This is a genomic window from Pseudomonas sp. AC247, assembly GCF_979258015.1.
The window spans coordinates 240,154-255,496 of the sequence record NZ_OZ409829.1 but is presented as its reverse complement, the minus strand read 5'-3'; the positions used below and the strand labels follow the sequence as shown (position 1 = coordinate 255,496).

The following is a 15,343-nucleotide window of genomic DNA, read 5'->3' as shown; positions in this document are numbered from 1 at the left end:
TGGTCGATTATAACCACACCCGACGGCCGACGACAGGCAACACCGTAACGCAAAGTGAACGAGCCGACAAAACTGCCGGCCCGCGCCCATCCATAAAGAGAAAAACCTTAGCTCAAGGCCTTGCGATTGAAGTCGCGCAGGCGGAAACCGAGCAGCAGCAACATACCGAAATAGGACACCACGCCCGCCGCGACCAAGGCGCCCAGACGCAGGAAACGCTCAAGCATGTGCCCTTGATCCCATGGCGGCATGAAATGCATGCCGATCAACAGCACCACGGACATCACCGCCACCGCGACCACCAGTTTGAAAGCGAACTTGGCCCAACCCGGTTGCGGCTGGTACATCTGCTGCTTGCGCAGTTGATAGAACAGCAGTCCGGCGTTCAGGCAGGCACCGGCACTGATCGCCAAGGCCAGACCGGCGTGAGCCAGTGGGCCGATCAGCACCAAGTTGAACAGCTGAGTAACCACCAGCGTGAAGATTGCGATTTTTACCGGGGTTCTGATGTTCTGTTGCGCATAAAAGCCCGGTGCCAACACTTTGATCACGATAATCCCGAGCAGGCCGACAGAATAAGCAATCAGCGCACGCTGAGTCATCTCGGCGTCAAAGCCGCTGAACTGACCGTACTGGAACAGCGAAACGGTCAGCGGCTCGGCGAGAATCCCCAGCGCCAGCGAGCACGGCAGCACCAACACAAAGCACAGGCGCAGACCCCAATCGAGAATCCGCGAATACTCATGGCGATCCTTGCTCGCGTAGGTTTTTGCCAGCGTCGGCAGCAAAATCGTGCCCAACGCCACACCAAGCACGCCGGACGGCAATTCCATCAAACGGTCGGCGTAATACATCCACGACACCGAGCCTGCGACCAGAAACGAGGCGAAAATGGTGTTGATGATCAGCGAAATCTGGCTGACCGACACACCAAGGATCGCCGGCAGCATCTGCTTCATCACCCGCCACACGCCGGTATCGCGCAGGTTCAGACGCGGCAGCACCAGCATGCCGATCTTTTTCAGGTGCGGCAGTTGATAGAGCAGTTGCGCCAGACCACCGACCAATACCGCCCAGCCAAGCGCCATGACCGGAGGATCGAAGTACGGCGTCAGGAACAGCGAAAACACGATCATGCTGACGTTGAGCAGGGTCGGCACGAACGCCGGCACCGAGAAGCGGTTCCAGGTATTAAGGATCGCGCCCGCCAGCGACGACAGCGAGATCAGCAATATATAAGGGAACGTCACACGCAACAGATCAGAGGTGAGCTGGAATTTTTCCGGCGTATCGGTAAAACCGGGGGCCGTGGCCCAGATCACCCAAGGCGCGGCAATCATGCCCAGCGCGGTAACGATCGCCAGCACCAGAGTCAGCAGGCCCGATACGTAGGCAATGAAGGTACGGGCCGCCTCTTCGCCCTGCTGACTTTTGTATTCGGCCAGAATCGGCACGAATGCTTGGGAGAAAGCGCCCTCAGCAAAAATTCTTCGCAGCAGATTGGGCAGTTTGAAGGCGATAAAGAAGGCGTCTGTCGCCATCCCGGCGCCGAATGTGCGGGCGATAAGCGTGTCACGAACAAAACCCAGAATCCGGGAAAGCATCGTGATAGAGCTGACGGCGGCCAACGATTTGAGCAGATTCATTGAGGGAATTTGTGCCTGTCGATAAACAGCAGGCGAATTAAGCGCCTACTTATGCGATACTCCGCGCCGCAGCAGCACAGAGCCAAAGCTCGCGAGTTTACAGGTCAAGCGCCGGAAATAAATATCCCGCCTCTTTATACCTACCACTTAGCGGAACGTTTCAAGTGCCCTTGACAAGACTTCAACTCATCGGCATGATTCGCGGCCTATTTTGTTTGCTATTTCCTAAAAAGTCTTTCGAGGAGCTCGACGGTGGCCAACTCACCTTCCGCCAAAAAACGTGCAAAACAGGCTGAGAAGCGTCGCAGCCACAACGCCAGCCTGCGTTCCATGGTTCGCACCTACATCAAGAATGTAGTTAAAGCCATTGACGCAAAAGACGCTGAAAAAGCTCAAGCTGCATACGTTCTGGCTGTGCCAGTTATCGACCGTATGGCCGATAAAGGCATCATCCACAAGAACAAGGCTGCTCGTCATAAGAGCCGTCTGAATGGCCACGTCAAAGCGCTGAAAGAAGCTGCTTAATCGACGTAGTCATTAAAAAACCGACCTTAGGGTCGGTTTTTTATTGCCTGTGATTTAGTAAATCCAGCGCAAAAAAAATGTAGGAGTGAGCCTGCTCCGGGCGGCGATCCGACGATAGCAGTGTGTCAGTCGATGCAATTATTGACTGTTACACCGCTATCGTCGGAACGCCGCCCGGAGCAGGCTCACTCCTACAGTTGGTTTCGCGGGGTTATTGCTGGACGGGCACCCACGGCAGAATCGGAATCGCCGTCACCGCGTTCTGCGGGCTACCCTCAATCACGCGATCGCTGTAGACCAGGTAAACCAGGGTGTTGCGCTTCTTGTCGAGGAAACGCACCACCTGCATGGTCTTGAACACCAGCGATGTGCGCTCCTTGAACACCTCATCGCCGTCCTTCAGCTCACCCTTGAACTTGATCTCGCCCACCTGCCGACAGGCAATGGAGGCTTCTGCACGATCTTCAGCCAGGCCCAACCCACCTTTCACGCCGCCAGTCTTGGCGCGCGACAGATAGCAGGTCACGCCCTCGACCTTGGGGTCATCAAAAGCTTCGACCACGATCCGGTCGTTTGGCCCGACGAGCTTGAACACTGTCGACACTTGACCGATTTCCTCGGCCGAGGCCAGCAATGGCAACGCCATCAACAAGCCCAACAATCCTTTTGCTACACGCATCAAGTTTTCCTTAAACCAGGATCAGGTTGTCACGGTGAACCAGCTCAGGCTCAGCCATGTAACCCAGCAAACCGACAATCGCATCCGACGACTGACCGATGATTTTTTGTGCTTCCAGCGCGCTGTAGTTGGCCAGGCCTCGGGCGATCTCACGACCGTCCGGCGCCACGCAGACCACCATTTCACCGCGACGGAAACTGCCCTGCACCAGCTTCACACCCACCGGCAGCAGACTTTTGTTGCCTTTGGACAGCGCCGACACCGCACCGTCATCCAGCACCAGCGTGCCGCGCGTTTGCAGATGCCCGGCCAGCCACTGCTTGCGTGCCGCGAGCATGCCGCGCTCGGGTGACAGCAAGGTGCCGATGCGCTCGCCCGCTTTCAGGCGATCAAGCACGCGCTCAAGACGCCCACCAACGATGATGGTGTGCGCACCGGAACGCGCCGCCAGACGCGCCGCACGCAGCTTGGTCTGCATGCCGCCGCGCCCCAGCGCACCGCCGGTACCGCCCGCCACCGCATCCAGGCTCGGATCATCGGCGCGCGCTTCGTAAATCAGTTGCGCATCAGGATTGTTGCGCGGATCAGCGTCGAACATGCCATCGCGGTCGGTCAGGATCACCAGCAGATCCGCCTCGACCAGGTTGGCCACCAGCGCCGCCAGCGTATCGTTGTCGCCGAAACGGATTTCATCAGTGACCACGGTGTCGTTTTCGTTGATGACCGGGATGACTTTCAGCTCGACCAATGCACGCAGAGTACTGCGAGCATTGAGGTAGCGCTTGCGGTCGGACAGATCGTCGTGAGTCAGGAGAATCTGCGCCGTGTGCCGGCCATGCTCGGCGAAGCTCGATTCCCACGCCTGCACCAAGCCCATCTGGCCGATCGCCGCAGCCGCCTGGAGCTCGTGCATCGCACTGGGTCGTGCGGTCCAGCCCAAACGGCTCATGCCAGCCGCCACCGCCCCGGAGGACACCAGCACCAATTCGACGCCAGCCTCATGCAAGGCCACCATCTGCTCGACCCAGACACTCATTGCCGCGCGATCCAGCCCTTTGCCATCAGCTGTCAGCAAAGCGCTGCCGATCTTCACGACCCAACGCTGCGCACCTGTCACCTTGCTCCGCATCATCTTCAACCTTAGCTTGAGGGCTGCGCGACCCAGCGCCGCCCATGACGTTATTTGTGACTTGCGATTTCCAGATACTAAAACGCCGCTCGATTGAGCGGCGTTCAAGTTTATCGCAACGAATCAGTCACGCACGTAAATGATTTCCGGACCGTCTTCGTCATCCACATCTTCTTCGTCCCAATCATCGTCGCCGATGTCATGGACCGACTTCACGCCGCTGCGACGCAGCGCACGCTTGTCATCCAGCGCCTGCAGTTGCGCGCGGGCTTCGTCTTCGATGCGCTGATCGAGATCGGCCAGCTCTTCCTTGTAAGCCGGGTCATTGGCCAGGCGATCAGCACGGTCTTCCATGTAACGCATGATGTCGTGGCACAGGCGCTCGGTACCGATCTTGGCGATGGCCGAGATCACGTAGACCGGACCCGTCCATTCCAGGCGATCAACGATTTCCTTGACGCGCTCATCGTGCTCTTCCTCAAGGATCTGGTCGCACTTGTTCAGCACCAACCAACGATCACGCTCCGCCAGGGACGGGCTGAACTTGATCAGCTCGTTGACGATCACCTCAGCCGCATCCGGTGCGCTGGTGTCATCCAGCGGCGCCATGTCGACGAGGTGCAGCAACAGACGCGTACGCGCCAAGTGCTTGAGGAAGCGGATACCCAGGCCGGCACCGTCGGAAGCACCTTCGATCAGACCCGGAATGTCGGCAATGACGAAGCTCTTCCAGCGGTCGACGCTGACCACACCGAGGTTCGGCACCAACGTGGTGAACGGGTAGTCGGCAACTTTCGGCTTGGCGGCCGATACCGAACGGATAAAGGTACTTTTACCGGCGTTCGGCAAGCCCAGCAGACCGACGTCAGCCAGCACTTTCATTTCCAGTTTCAGGTCGCGCTGCTCACCCGGCTTGCCCGGCGTGGTCTGGCGCGGTGCACGGTTGGTACTGGACTTGAAACGGGTGTTGCCCAGACCGTGCCAGCCGCCCTGCACAACCATCAATTTCTGACCAGCCTTGGTCAGGTCACCGATGACTTCCTGGGTAGCGGAGTCGATCACCGTGGTGCCGACCGGCACGCGCAGGATCAGGTCTTCGCCTTTTTTACCGGTGCAGTCGGTGCTGCCGCCGTTGGAACCACGCTCGGCATCGAAGTGCCGGGTGTAACGGTAGTCGACCAGGGTGTTGAGGTTTTCGTCAGCCATCATGTAGATGGAACCGCCATCACCGCCATCACCGCCGTTCGGGCCACCGTTTTCGATGAATTTTTCCCGACGGAAACTCATGGCGCCATTGCCGCCGTCACCAGCCTTTACGCGAATCGATACTTCATCAACAAACTTCATAACCAACGCCTCTCGCCATACGGACGAGCCGAAAAACAATCAAGACATAAGACTCTTGCAAAAATGAGCGCAGCGACCCCAAAACACGACCTGCATCGCACGCCGACAGCCCATACAAACAGTTTTGCAAGAGACTCACCCCACAAACGAAAAAGCCCCGTCGCGAGACAGGGCTTTTCCAGCGATCGCGCAATTAAGCTGCGACAACGCTCACGTAACGGCGGTTGAACGCGCCTTTTACTTCAAACTTGATCACGCCTTCGATTTTCGCGAAGAGGGTGTGATCCTTACCCATGCCAACGCCGTAGCCAGCGTGGAATTGGGTGCCGCGCTGACGCACGATGATGTTGCCCGGAATGATTTTCTGGCCGCCATACATCTTAACGCCAAGGCGTTTGGCTTCTGAGTCGCGACCGTTACGGGTACTACCACCAGCTTTTTTGTGTGCCATGAGTCAATTCTCCTAGTGAGGAATTAGGCTGAAATTAAGCCTGAATACCGGTGATTTTGATCTCGGTGTACCACTGGCGGTGGCCCATACGCTTCATGTGGTGCTTACGGCGACGGAACTTGATGATGCGGACTTTATCGTGACGACCTTGGGAGATCACTTCAGCCACAACGGTAGCGCCAGCAACAACTGGAGCGCCGATATTCACGTCGTCGCCATTGGCAACCAACAGAACGCGATCAAAGGTAACGGATTCGCCGGTAGCGATTTCCAGTTTTTCGATCTTCAGGTATTCACCTGGGGCGACTTTGTACTGCTTGCCGCCAGTAACGATTACTGCATAAGACATGGTATTTCTCCGATAATCCTGCTCACCCAGCTCTTTATAAGAAGAGGTATTGGCTGGCATGGCTGCATAAGGCTGGAAGGCCCGTTGCAATTGCGTAAGGCAGGTGCTGCCCAGGAAGTTCAGGGTGCGCGATTGTACGCAAGGCGCCGCAGGCTTGCAAGTAGCCGTCCATCGCGCCTTGACAGGTCCGGATGGGGGTCCTAGCATGCCGCGCAACCCTTCTGGAGCGACTCTCGCTGATGCAACCCCAAGCTTTCTACCGCGCGGTGGCGGACGATTTTAGCGCCGTCGACGGCATCATCAAGAAGCAGCTGACTTCCCGAGTACCGCTGGTATCGAAAATCGGCGATTACATCACCTCGGCCGGCGGCAAGCGTCTGCGTCCTTTATTAGTGTTGTTGTGTGGCAAGGCACTGGGTCGCGAAGGCGACGACATGCGTCTTTTAGCCGCCACCATCGAATTCCTGCACACCGCGACCCTGCTGCATGACGACGTCGTCGACATGTCCGGCATGCGCCGTGGCCGCTCGACTGCCAACGCCATGTGGGGCAACGCCCCGAGCGTGCTGGTCGGCGACTTCCTGTACTCGCGCTCGTTCGAAATGATGGTCGAACTGGGCTCGATGCCGGTGATGAAGATTCTGTCCCAGGCCACGCGCATCATCGCTGAAGGCGAAGTGCTGCAACTGTCCAAGGTGCGCGACGCCAGCACCACTGAAGAAACCTACATGGAAGTCATCCGCGGCAAAACCGCGATGCTCTTCGAGGCTTCGACCCACAGTGCTGCGGCACTGGCCGGTGCTACCGCCGAGCAGAGCGAAGCGCTGCGCACGTTCGGTGATCACCTCGGCGTGGCATTCCAGCTGGTCGACGACCTGCTCGACTACAAGGGCGACGCCGAAACCCTGGGCAAGAACGTCGGCGACGATCTGGCCGAAGGCAAGCCGACCCTGCCGCTGATCTACACCATGCGTGAAGGCACGCCGGAACAGGCTGCACTGGTGCGCCAGGCGATCCAGAAAGGCGGGATCGAAGACCTGGAAAGCATCCGCATTGCCGTGGAAGCCTCGGGCTCGCTGGAGTACACCGCGCAACTGGCCCGTGATTACGTGGCCCGTGCGATCAAGTGCCTTGAGGCGCTGCCGGCCAGTGAATATCGGGATGCGCTGGTTGAACTGAGTGAGTTTGCGGTCGCGCGTACGCACTGATAGCGCTGAAGCAAGATCGAGAGATCGCAGCCTTCGGCAGCTCCTACAAGGGCTGCCGGGCTGCGATTTTTTGCTTTTGGCGCCACCAACGGATAAACCCTATATAATGTGCGACTTTTAGCGACCCACACCCCAAGGAGCCTTAGTGAGCACGCTGCCACCCTGCCCGAAATGCAATTCCGAATACACCTACGAAGACGGTACCCAACTGGTATGCCCGGAGTGCGCCCACGAGTGGTCCGCCAGTGGCGAAGCCGAAGTGGCCGCCGATGACACCGTAAAGAAAGATTCGGTCGGCAACGTCCTGCAGGACGGCGACACCATCACCGTGATCAAGGACCTCAAGGTCAAGGGCACCTCGCTGGTGGTCAAGGTCGGCACCAAGGTCAAGAACATCCGCCTGTGCGATGGCGACCACGACATCGACTGCAAGATCGACGGCATCGGCCCGATGAAACTCAAATCCGAGTTCGTCAGAAAAGTCTGATTCTGCTGTCATCCATCCCGCGCCAGCCGTGGGATGGAGTTCCACCCTCCCCCGCCGTACCTCGATAAATCTACGCAATAGCCAAACGCCAGCCGTTTTGACCTTACGCAATCTTTACCCGGAAAAAATCACAATCTGCCAATAGGCGCTTGCTATTTCGATAATAAGAATTATTCTCATCAAACACCTTCAATGGAGATGAGAACCATGACTTATCTGATCGACGCCTGGCTGGATCGTCCACACCCTTACCTCAGAATCCTCCATCGGGAGACCGGTGAAGTCTGTGCGGTGCTTGAAGAAGAAGCCTTGCATGAGCTGCAGGATCAAGGGGATCTGGACGTCAGCAGCCTGAATTCCAGCGAGCCACTGGTGCTCAAGGAGTTGGTGCGCAATCTGTTCCTGTTCTGCTATGCCCGGGCATTGCGCCCGACCCATGAACTGCATCACAAGATAGAAATATGAAACACGGTAAAACTGTAGGAGTGAGCCTGCTCGCGATGGCGGTGTGTCAGACAACAAATCAGTCGACTGAAAAAACGCTATCGCGAGCAGGCTCACTCCTACATTAGCCCGCCATCAAGACAGGCTTGGGATTACAGAACGTCCAGCAGCTCGACGTCGAATACCAGAACGCTGTGCGGCGGGATGCTGCCAACGCCTTGAGCGCCGTAAGCCAGTTCGCTCGGCACGTACAGACGCCATTTGCTGCCGGCATTCATCAGTTGCAGGGCTTCGGTCCAGCCGGCGATCACGCCGCCAACCGGGAATTCTGCTGGCTGGCCACGCTCGTAGGAGCTGTCGAACACAGTGCCGTCGATCAGCGTGCCGTGGTAGTGCGTACGCACTTGATCTTCACGGGTCGGCTTGGCGCCTTCGCCCTGAGTCAGCACTTCGAATTGCAGGCCGGAAGCCAGGGTGGTGATGCCGTCACGCTTGGCGTTTTCCGCCAGGAAGGCCAGACCTTCACCAGCAGCGGCTTCAGCTTTGGCAGCCGCTTCGGCTTGCATGATTTCGCGGATAACCTTGAAGCTGGCGGACATTTCTTCCTGACCCACACGGCTTTCCTTACCGGCGAAGGCGTCGGTCAGGCCGGCCAGGATCGCGTCCAGGCTAACACCCGGTGGCGGGTTGTCGCGCAGCTGGTCACCCAGCTGACGGCCGATGCCGTAGCTGACGCGGGTTTCGTCGGTGGACAGATTTACTTCGGACATGACACTGCTCCGCTGTGCGGACGGCCACAAGACTTGCCGTGCGTGCACAGCGCGTCCCGGCGCGCCCGGAACCAAAAGGGCGAGCAGACTAGCACAGATGCTCAGACGATGGCGCGCAAGGCCTACAGGGCCGATCGCCAGGCCAGCGGCACTTTCAGGCTTTCTTCGCCACTGGCGCCCAGGCCACACATTTCATCGTGTACCGAAGTGTGTACGAGGTTGAACGGCAGCACCGGGAAGGCATGCAGCAAATCCCGCGCATGCTCGACCGAACGCAGTGTCAGCATGTTGCCCTTGAGATCACTCAACGGATACGCCGCTCCGTGCATCCGTGCTTCGAGCAAATATATCCCGCCTTCCATGGAGATCAGGTTCAGCTCATCGACCTTGCGGGCGATGGCAAACGCATTCAACTCTTGCAGATTCATGAACGCACCTCACGCAGTGGCGAGCCAGGACCTCTACAGGGATATGCCTGCGCACGCCAAAGCACAAGCCACAAACGACACCGCCCGTCTGTTTCGCAACAGACGGGCGGTGGATTGCAGCGATCAGGCAGTGATCAGTGCTTGGTGACCTTGTCCAGATAACCCATTGCGCAGGCCGAGAGCACGAAGGTCATGTGGATGATCACGTACCACTTCAGGTGCTCGGGATCGACGTTCTTGGCATCCATGAAGATGCGCAGCAAGTGGATCGATGAAATCGCCACGATCGAGGCCGCCACTTTCATCTTCAGCGACGAAGAGTCCATGGTGCCCAGCCAGCTGAGCTTTTCCTTGTCTTCATCGATATCCAGTTGCGAGACGAAGTTCTCGTAGCCGGAGATCATCACCATCACCAGCAAACCACCCACCAGCGCCATGTCGATCAGCGACAGCAGCACCAGAATCAGATCGGATTCGGCGATCGAGAACACATTGGGGATGACGTGGAACACTTCCTGGAAGAATTTCAGCGCCAGCGCCAGCAACCCGAGGGACAGCCCGAAATAGATCGGCGCCAGCAGCCAGCGCGAGGCATACATTGCGTTTTCGATAAAGCGTTCCATTGAATCTCACACAAGAGGGGGGCGGAAATGGCGGCGAGTATACCAGCCCCTCGTGACAGCCAGAAACCGTCGGCAAATCCGCCACCTGCGTGTGTATGTGATTTTTTTTCTGCTAGTGTCCAAAGCATTGACAGCCCAGCGACAGTGGACAGGACGAGTGGAAATGGATGTGCGATTGCCGATAACGACGGCCGGAATCTGCTTGGCCTTGTTGCTGGGCGCTTGCTCGCCCGGCGATGAGAAACACGCACTGAGCCTTGAAGAAAAGACCGCGCAGTTTGAGCAATCGCTGGACGCCATCAGCGATCCGAAGCTCAAGGACGCCATCACCGAGCTCGGCGGCTCGCTGCTGTTACTGGAGCGCGCCCAATTCAAACTCGACGACAATCCGCCGCGCACCGAGTACGGCGAAGACGCCCTCGCCGTGCTCAAGCACTACCCTGCCCCGCAGGCGCTGGTCGATACCTTCGTCAACGGTCTGTTCGTCCTGCACAAGGACGCCAGCTCGGACTACCTCACCGATCTGCAGCCGGTGTTTCCGTTCAACCTGAACATTCCCGGCGGGTTCCTGTTTCCCCACGGGGTGGAATGGCAATCGGTGACGTTGAGCAACAAACGTGTCATCGCTTATCAGCCGGAATGGTCGGAAACCGACCCCGGCATTCAGCTCAGCCCGTCCAGCTCTAACGTGACCAACCCCGACGACCTGACCGTGACCTACCCGTTCATCGATGGCCTGAACGTCGACAAGAAAACCCTGCCGCAACCGGTCAGCCTGCAAGGCCAGGTCGAGGTCATCGCGCCACGACGCCTGTACAGTTTCGACCTGACGAAAAAGGATGTCGGCCAGACCCGTACCAACGACAACCTCAGCGTCAAACTGCTGAAGCTGGAAAAGAACTACGCCGAAGTCGAATTCAGCAACAACCTGGCACTGGCCCCGGAAGTCGCCGGCGCGCAACTTAATCCAATGATCGTGCAGGCCCGCGACACGACCGGGCAATACCTGATTCGCGCCGGTTCAATCAACGAGAGCCCGGAGCAGGTGGCGTTCTACGAGAAACAACTGGCGCAGTTGCAGCAACAGAAAACCTGGAGCGATACGCTGGAAAAACAGCTGAGCGACGACCAGCAGACGTTTGAGCAACAACACCCCAAACGCTACAACAAGGTTTACTTCAACGGACCGATCGAGACGCTGGAGGTCAGCGTACTGGATTTCTCCTCCGTCACCGTGACCCGTAAAACCCTGGATCTGCCGATCCGCGCCTTCAACCAGCACACCACCGAAAAAGCCATTCAACCGCTGGATCCGGCGGTGGTGGTGTACGACGATCAAGCCGCGAGCTGGCTCAAGGGTGCGGCGCTGACCGAGGAGCAACTGAAGGCCGGCATTCGTATCCACCAATCGGTGGAGGATCCGAGCGCCGCGCGTATCGAGTTCTCTCACCGCCGCACCTTCAATGATGAATTGCTCGGCGACGACTTCAATCCCGGCGAGAGTCCGGTGACGTTCTTCACCGAAAAACACAACGGCAAACTCGACGAGCCGATAGAACTGCCGCCCGAGGCTTATCAGGTCGATCCATTACGCGCGACCATCACTTACGACCTGAATCTTTTTCCGGAAACCCCGGCGATTGCCGTCGGTTCAATACCGTTGTTTCTCGCGACGGTGGCCAAGCAAGCCTACGACGCCAAGGCGTTGCCCAAAGGCCTGGAGATTCGGAACAACATGTTGGTGGTCGATCTGAAGGTGTTTCCGCCCAACGAATGGCGGTTCTTCGTCAAGGATGACAGCGGCCATTACCTCAAGCAGATTCTTTCGGTCAGCCACGACGCGAGCGCAGAAGGCCCGGCGTTGTTCGGCGTGCATTACTTCTACGGCCGTCCGACTCACGTGGAAACCTATCAGCGAACCGACCTCGCCACCGTGCAATACGGTTTTGAGGTCAAACTCGATAAGGCGCAGGTGCCTGATACTGCCCCTTGAAGAGCAAGATCAACAGATCGCAGCCTGCGGCAGCTCCTACATCGGCAGGTATTAATTGAGGGCGCGGCTGCGGCCTCCGTTGATTTGCCGTAATTGGGCTTGCAGGTGCAGGCTCCAGATCTGCGGATCGTCGGCCAGTTCGTAGCCGTGCAAAGTCAGGCTTTCAACGATGGTGTCGAGAATCGACTCCGCCGCTACGGGGCCGTGGAACGGGCCTTGGGCTTTGATCGCGGAAGGTTGTTCGCCGGCCATGCCGGCGGCGAAGAGCAGCGTCCACATGCCGTTATCGCCGGCCAACGGCTTGATGGCGCATTCGATACGGGTCACCAGACCCAGGCACTGACGGGTGAGACAGAGGTTGCGCGACATGGCGGCGACCCTCGGTGAAGCCGGTATTCAGCCCCCACGGGGGGACTGGCTCGATCCAGTGATACTGTCGATATCCTTGAGCTGAGAATAGAAGAAAAGTGCGCTGCGCAAGCTGGATAGAACCAGAAGGCGCCGAATGGTCATTGTGTGAATATTGACGCCAGAGTTGTGGCGAGCTCCCTGCAGATCACCACAAAGCAAATGTAGGAGTGAGCCTGCTCGCGATGGCGGTGTGTCAGGGAAATTATTCGCCGACTGACACTCCGCTATCGCGAGCAGGCTCACTCCTACAGTTTGACCGCGTTCAGGTTCAGGCAGGTTTGGCTTCGGCTAATGCCTCTTGGGCCAACTCTTTCTCGGCTTCCTTGAGGTCTTCCTCGCTGATCATCTCGGCGATGTCACGCAGACGCTCGACCACCCGTGCGTTGATACTGCCTTCCGGGAACTCACCGTCGGCGTTCGGCTCACCGGCCGGTTCGCCGACCAGCAGGCTCAACGCTTCATCCGCCTGACGCACCGCGTAAACGTGGAACTGCCCGGCACGCACCGCCGCCAGGACCTTTTCATCGAGCATCAGCGTGGCGACGTTGGCCTGCGGAATGATTGCGCCCTGCTCGCCCGTCAGCCCGCGCGCCTCACAGAGACGGAAGAAGCCTTCGATCTTCTCGTTGACCCCGCCGACCGCTTGCACTTCACCAAACTGGTTGATCGAACCGGTGATCGCGAAGCACTGCTTGAGCGGGGTTTTCGACAGCGCCGAAATCAGCGTGCACGCCTCGCCCAGCGACGCACTGTCGCCATCGACGTAACCGTAGGATTGCTCCAGCGCGATGCTCGCGGAAATCGCCAGCGGGAATTCCTGCGCGTAACGGCTGCCCAGATACCCGGTGAGGATCATCACGCCTTTGGAGTGGATCGGCTGACCAAGGTTAACCTCGCGCTCGATGTCGACGATGCCGCTGCCGCCCGGATACACCGTAGCGGAAATCCGCGCCGGCACACCGAACGCCGAGTCGCCGACTTCGAGCACGGTCAGACCGTTGCACTTGCCGACTGCCGCGCCATCGGTGTCGATGAGGATGATCCCGGCGAGCATGTCGTCGAGAATCCGCGCCGACACACGTCCGGTGCGCGTGGCTTTGGCTTTCAAGGCGCGCTCGATGTGCCCGGCGTCGGTCATTTCATCGCCGGCCAGATGGCGGATGAAATCCGCTTCGCTGACCAGTTGGAACAGATCGCCGATACGCGCCGACAAACGCCCTTGGTGCTCGGCCAGTCGTGCGCTGTAAGTCGCCAGACGCGCCACCGCGTCGGCGGTCAGCGGTGCCATGCCTTCTTCCGATGTGCGGGTTTTCAGCAGCTGGGCGAATTGCTCCAGGCTCTCGTCGACCATCGGGATGTCTTCGTCGAAATCAACCAGAACGCGGAACATCTCCTGGAAGTCCGGATCGAGGTCTTGCAGCGTGTAATACAGCGACCGCGCACCGATGATGATGACTTTGACCTGCAACGGAATGTGCTGCGGGTTGAGGGTCACGGTGGCGAAACGGCCCATCTCGCCCAGCGGCGATTCCATTTTCAGTTTGCGCGATTGCAGGGCGCGTTTCAGCGCATCCCACACGAACGGCTCGCTGAGCATTTTTTCCGCTTCAAGAATCAGAAAACCACCGTTGGCGCGGTGCAAGGCACCCGGACGCAACTGGCGATAAGTGGTGTAGAGCGCGCCCTGATCGGTGGTGTATTCGATACGGCCGAAGAGGTTTTCGTAAGTCGGGTGCGGTTCGAACACCACTGGCGCACCGCCGCTCACCGGATGACCGACCACCAGACTTGGCGCGTATTGCTCTTCCAGCAGCTTGCGCGCCACGGCGTCGGTCTTGCTGTCATCGACCAGTTGCTCGACCACGGTTTTCAGCAGGTACACCTGCATCGCTTGCAGGTAACCGCACACCGCAGCGTTCTCGGCGTACTTCTCCGACAGCGGCGAAAGCAATGGCTGCAAAGCCAGGGTAATGGTTTCTTCGTTGAGCGCACGCAGCTGATTGTTCGACTCACGCTTCCATTGCGGCAGGCTGGCGAGTTCTTCGTTCAGACGCTCTTCGAGGCCGGAGATGTCTTCGTGGAAACGCTCACGATCAGCTTCCGGCAACTGGGCGAATTCAGCTTCGTCCAGCGCTTTACCGTCGAGCATCGGCGTGAAGGCGATGTTGCTGCTGTCGCGATAGAGGGCGACGTCTTTTTCCAGGGCCAGACGCTCGATGATGTCGAGGGCCTTGTCGTAGCGCTGGTTGAAAGCGCGGTCGATGGCGCTTTTCTTTTGCTGGTAGGACGGATGCTCGAAGACTGCAGGAAACGTCGCCAGCAGGTTGTCGATCAAACCGTTGATGTCACCGATGAACGAAGCAGCGGTGCCGGACGGCAACTCCAGCGCGCGGGGTTCGCGCGGCTCATCGAAATTGTTCACATAGACCCAGTCCGCCGGGGTCTGCAGGCGTTTGCCTTCGGCCTTCAGGTAGCGTTTGACGAACGAGAACCGGCCGGTGCCGGGCTCGCCCATGACAAAGACGTTGTAACCGGGGCGTGGCATCGCCACACCGAACTGCAAGGCTTCGACCGCGCGTTCCTGGCCGAGCACACCGCGAAAGGGCTCCAGATCATTGGTGGTAGTGAAGCTGAACTGTTCAGCGGAAAACGGACGGGTCAGCGCTTCGGGCGCAAGACGCAAGCTGGCAGCAACAGGATCAGGCATCGGGCTTCCTTAACAATCAGGCGGGGCAGATAGCCGCATTCTGGCGCTGCCCGTGCCCCACTGGCAAGGCGCGCCATGTGACAAAGCATAGACAACCGGCCAACCCTGCGGCGCGCCCCCGCAAACCGGGGTTTATTCCAAATATT

Annotated in this window: 16 protein-coding genes; 5 read left to right on the top strand and 11 right to left on the bottom strand. The window is 58.5% G+C overall.

Features of this window, described 5'->3' with window-relative positions; all coding sequences use genetic code 11:
- Positions 1 to 107: 107 nt before the first annotated feature.
- Complete coding sequence (gene murJ, locus ACZZ0B_RS01250; RefSeq protein ID WP_463544205.1) at positions 108 to 1,646, bottom strand: murein biosynthesis integral membrane protein MurJ; 1,539 nt, start codon at positions 1,644 to 1,646, stop codon at positions 108 to 110.
- Positions 1,647 to 1,898: 252 nt separating this feature from the next.
- Between murJ and rpsT the strand changes: the two genes are divergently transcribed.
- Positions 1,899 to 2,171, top strand: a complete 273-nt coding sequence (rpsT, locus tag ACZZ0B_RS01245) for a 30S ribosomal protein S20 (protein WP_003228351.1) — start codon at positions 1,899 to 1,901, stop codon at positions 2,169 to 2,171.
- A 211-nt stretch (positions 2,172 to 2,382) separates the two neighbouring features.
- On the opposite strand, the gene ACZZ0B_RS01240 is transcribed toward rpsT, so the two are convergent.
- The 5 genes from ACZZ0B_RS01240 to rplU form a co-directional block, all read right to left on the bottom strand.
- Positions 2,383 to 2,850, bottom strand: coding sequence for a CreA family protein (locus ACZZ0B_RS01240; protein ID WP_463544204.1), 468 nt, complete (start codon positions 2,848 to 2,850; stop codon positions 2,383 to 2,385).
- Between the two features lie 10 nt (positions 2,851 to 2,860).
- A complete protein-coding gene (proB, locus tag ACZZ0B_RS01235; protein ID WP_053123978.1) occupies positions 2,861 to 3,979 on the bottom strand; it encodes a glutamate 5-kinase in 1,119 nt (372 codons plus the stop codon).
- A 123-nt stretch (positions 3,980 to 4,102) separates the two neighbouring features.
- Positions 4,103 to 5,326, bottom strand: coding sequence for an Obg family GTPase CgtA (gene cgtA / locus ACZZ0B_RS01230; RefSeq protein ID WP_008078548.1), 1,224 nt, complete (start codon positions 5,324 to 5,326; stop codon positions 4,103 to 4,105).
- Between the two features lie 193 nt (positions 5,327 to 5,519).
- Positions 5,520 to 5,777, bottom strand: coding sequence for a 50S ribosomal protein L27 (gene rpmA, locus ACZZ0B_RS01225; protein ID WP_003176049.1), 258 nt, complete (start codon positions 5,775 to 5,777; stop codon positions 5,520 to 5,522).
- 34 nt (positions 5,778 to 5,811) lie between these two features.
- Positions 5,812 to 6,126 carry a 50S ribosomal protein L21 gene (gene rplU / locus ACZZ0B_RS01220; RefSeq protein WP_003176051.1) on the bottom strand — a complete coding sequence of 105 codons (315 nt, stop codon included), beginning with the start codon at positions 6,124 to 6,126 and terminating at the stop codon, positions 5,812 to 5,814.
- Between the two features lie 239 nt (positions 6,127 to 6,365).
- Between rplU and ACZZ0B_RS01215 the strand changes: the two genes are divergently transcribed.
- The 3 genes from ACZZ0B_RS01215 to ACZZ0B_RS01205 all read left to right on the top strand — a co-directional run bounded on the left by ACZZ0B_RS01215 (position 6,366) and on the right by ACZZ0B_RS01205 (position 8,286).
- The gene (locus ACZZ0B_RS01215) at positions 6,366 to 7,334 is read left to right on the top strand and encodes a polyprenyl synthetase family protein (RefSeq protein ID WP_007909817.1); all 969 of its coding nucleotides are present in this window, start codon (positions 6,366 to 6,368) and stop codon (positions 7,332 to 7,334) included.
- Positions 7,335 to 7,479: 145 nt separating this feature from the next.
- Entirely contained in the window at positions 7,480 to 7,821 is a 342-nt protein-coding gene (locus ACZZ0B_RS01210) for a zinc ribbon domain-containing protein YjdM (RefSeq protein ID WP_008078556.1), read from the top strand.
- Between the two features lie 207 nt (positions 7,822 to 8,028).
- Positions 8,029 to 8,286: a PA4570 family protein gene (locus tag ACZZ0B_RS01205; protein ID WP_008078558.1), complete on the top strand. Its 258-nt coding sequence runs from the start codon at positions 8,029 to 8,031 to the stop codon at positions 8,284 to 8,286.
- Positions 8,287 to 8,417: 131 nt separating this feature from the next.
- Here ACZZ0B_RS01205 and ACZZ0B_RS01200 read toward each other — a convergent pair whose 3' ends face one another.
- From ACZZ0B_RS01200 to ACZZ0B_RS01190, 3 genes are all read right to left on the bottom strand, one after another.
- Positions 8,418 to 9,035 (bottom strand): FKBP-type peptidyl-prolyl cis-trans isomerase, encoded by a 618-nt coding sequence (locus ACZZ0B_RS01200; RefSeq protein ID WP_008078561.1) that lies wholly within the window; start codon positions 9,033 to 9,035, stop codon positions 8,418 to 8,420.
- A 122-nt stretch (positions 9,036 to 9,157) separates the two neighbouring features.
- Complete coding sequence (locus ACZZ0B_RS01195; RefSeq protein ID WP_008078563.1) at positions 9,158 to 9,463, bottom strand: DUF6482 family protein; 306 nt, start codon at positions 9,461 to 9,463, stop codon at positions 9,158 to 9,160.
- A gap of 134 nt (positions 9,464 to 9,597) precedes the next feature.
- Entirely contained in the window at positions 9,598 to 10,086 is a 489-nt protein-coding gene (locus tag ACZZ0B_RS01190; RefSeq protein WP_008078565.1) for a TIGR00645 family protein, read from the bottom strand.
- Between the two features lie 163 nt (positions 10,087 to 10,249).
- On the opposite strand from ACZZ0B_RS01190, the gene ACZZ0B_RS01185 reads away from it, so the two are divergent.
- Positions 10,250 to 12,079, top strand: coding sequence for a hypothetical protein (locus tag ACZZ0B_RS01185; RefSeq protein WP_463544203.1), 1,830 nt, complete (start codon positions 10,250 to 10,252; stop codon positions 12,077 to 12,079).
- Between the two features lie 51 nt (positions 12,080 to 12,130).
- Here the strand turns inward: ACZZ0B_RS01185 and ACZZ0B_RS01180 are convergent, their stop codons facing one another.
- Together ACZZ0B_RS01180 and ACZZ0B_RS01175 are read right to left on the bottom strand one after the other, a co-directional pair.
- The gene (locus ACZZ0B_RS01180; RefSeq protein WP_008078570.1) at positions 12,131 to 12,448 is read right to left on the bottom strand and encodes a PA4575 family protein; all 318 of its coding nucleotides are present in this window, start codon (positions 12,446 to 12,448) and stop codon (positions 12,131 to 12,133) included.
- Between the two features lie 310 nt (positions 12,449 to 12,758).
- Positions 12,759 to 15,197 carry a Lon protease family protein gene (locus ACZZ0B_RS01175; RefSeq protein WP_008078572.1) on the bottom strand — a complete coding sequence of 813 codons (2,439 nt, stop codon included), beginning with the start codon at positions 15,195 to 15,197 and terminating at the stop codon, positions 12,759 to 12,761.
- Between the last annotated feature and the right edge of the window lie 146 nt (positions 15,198 to 15,343).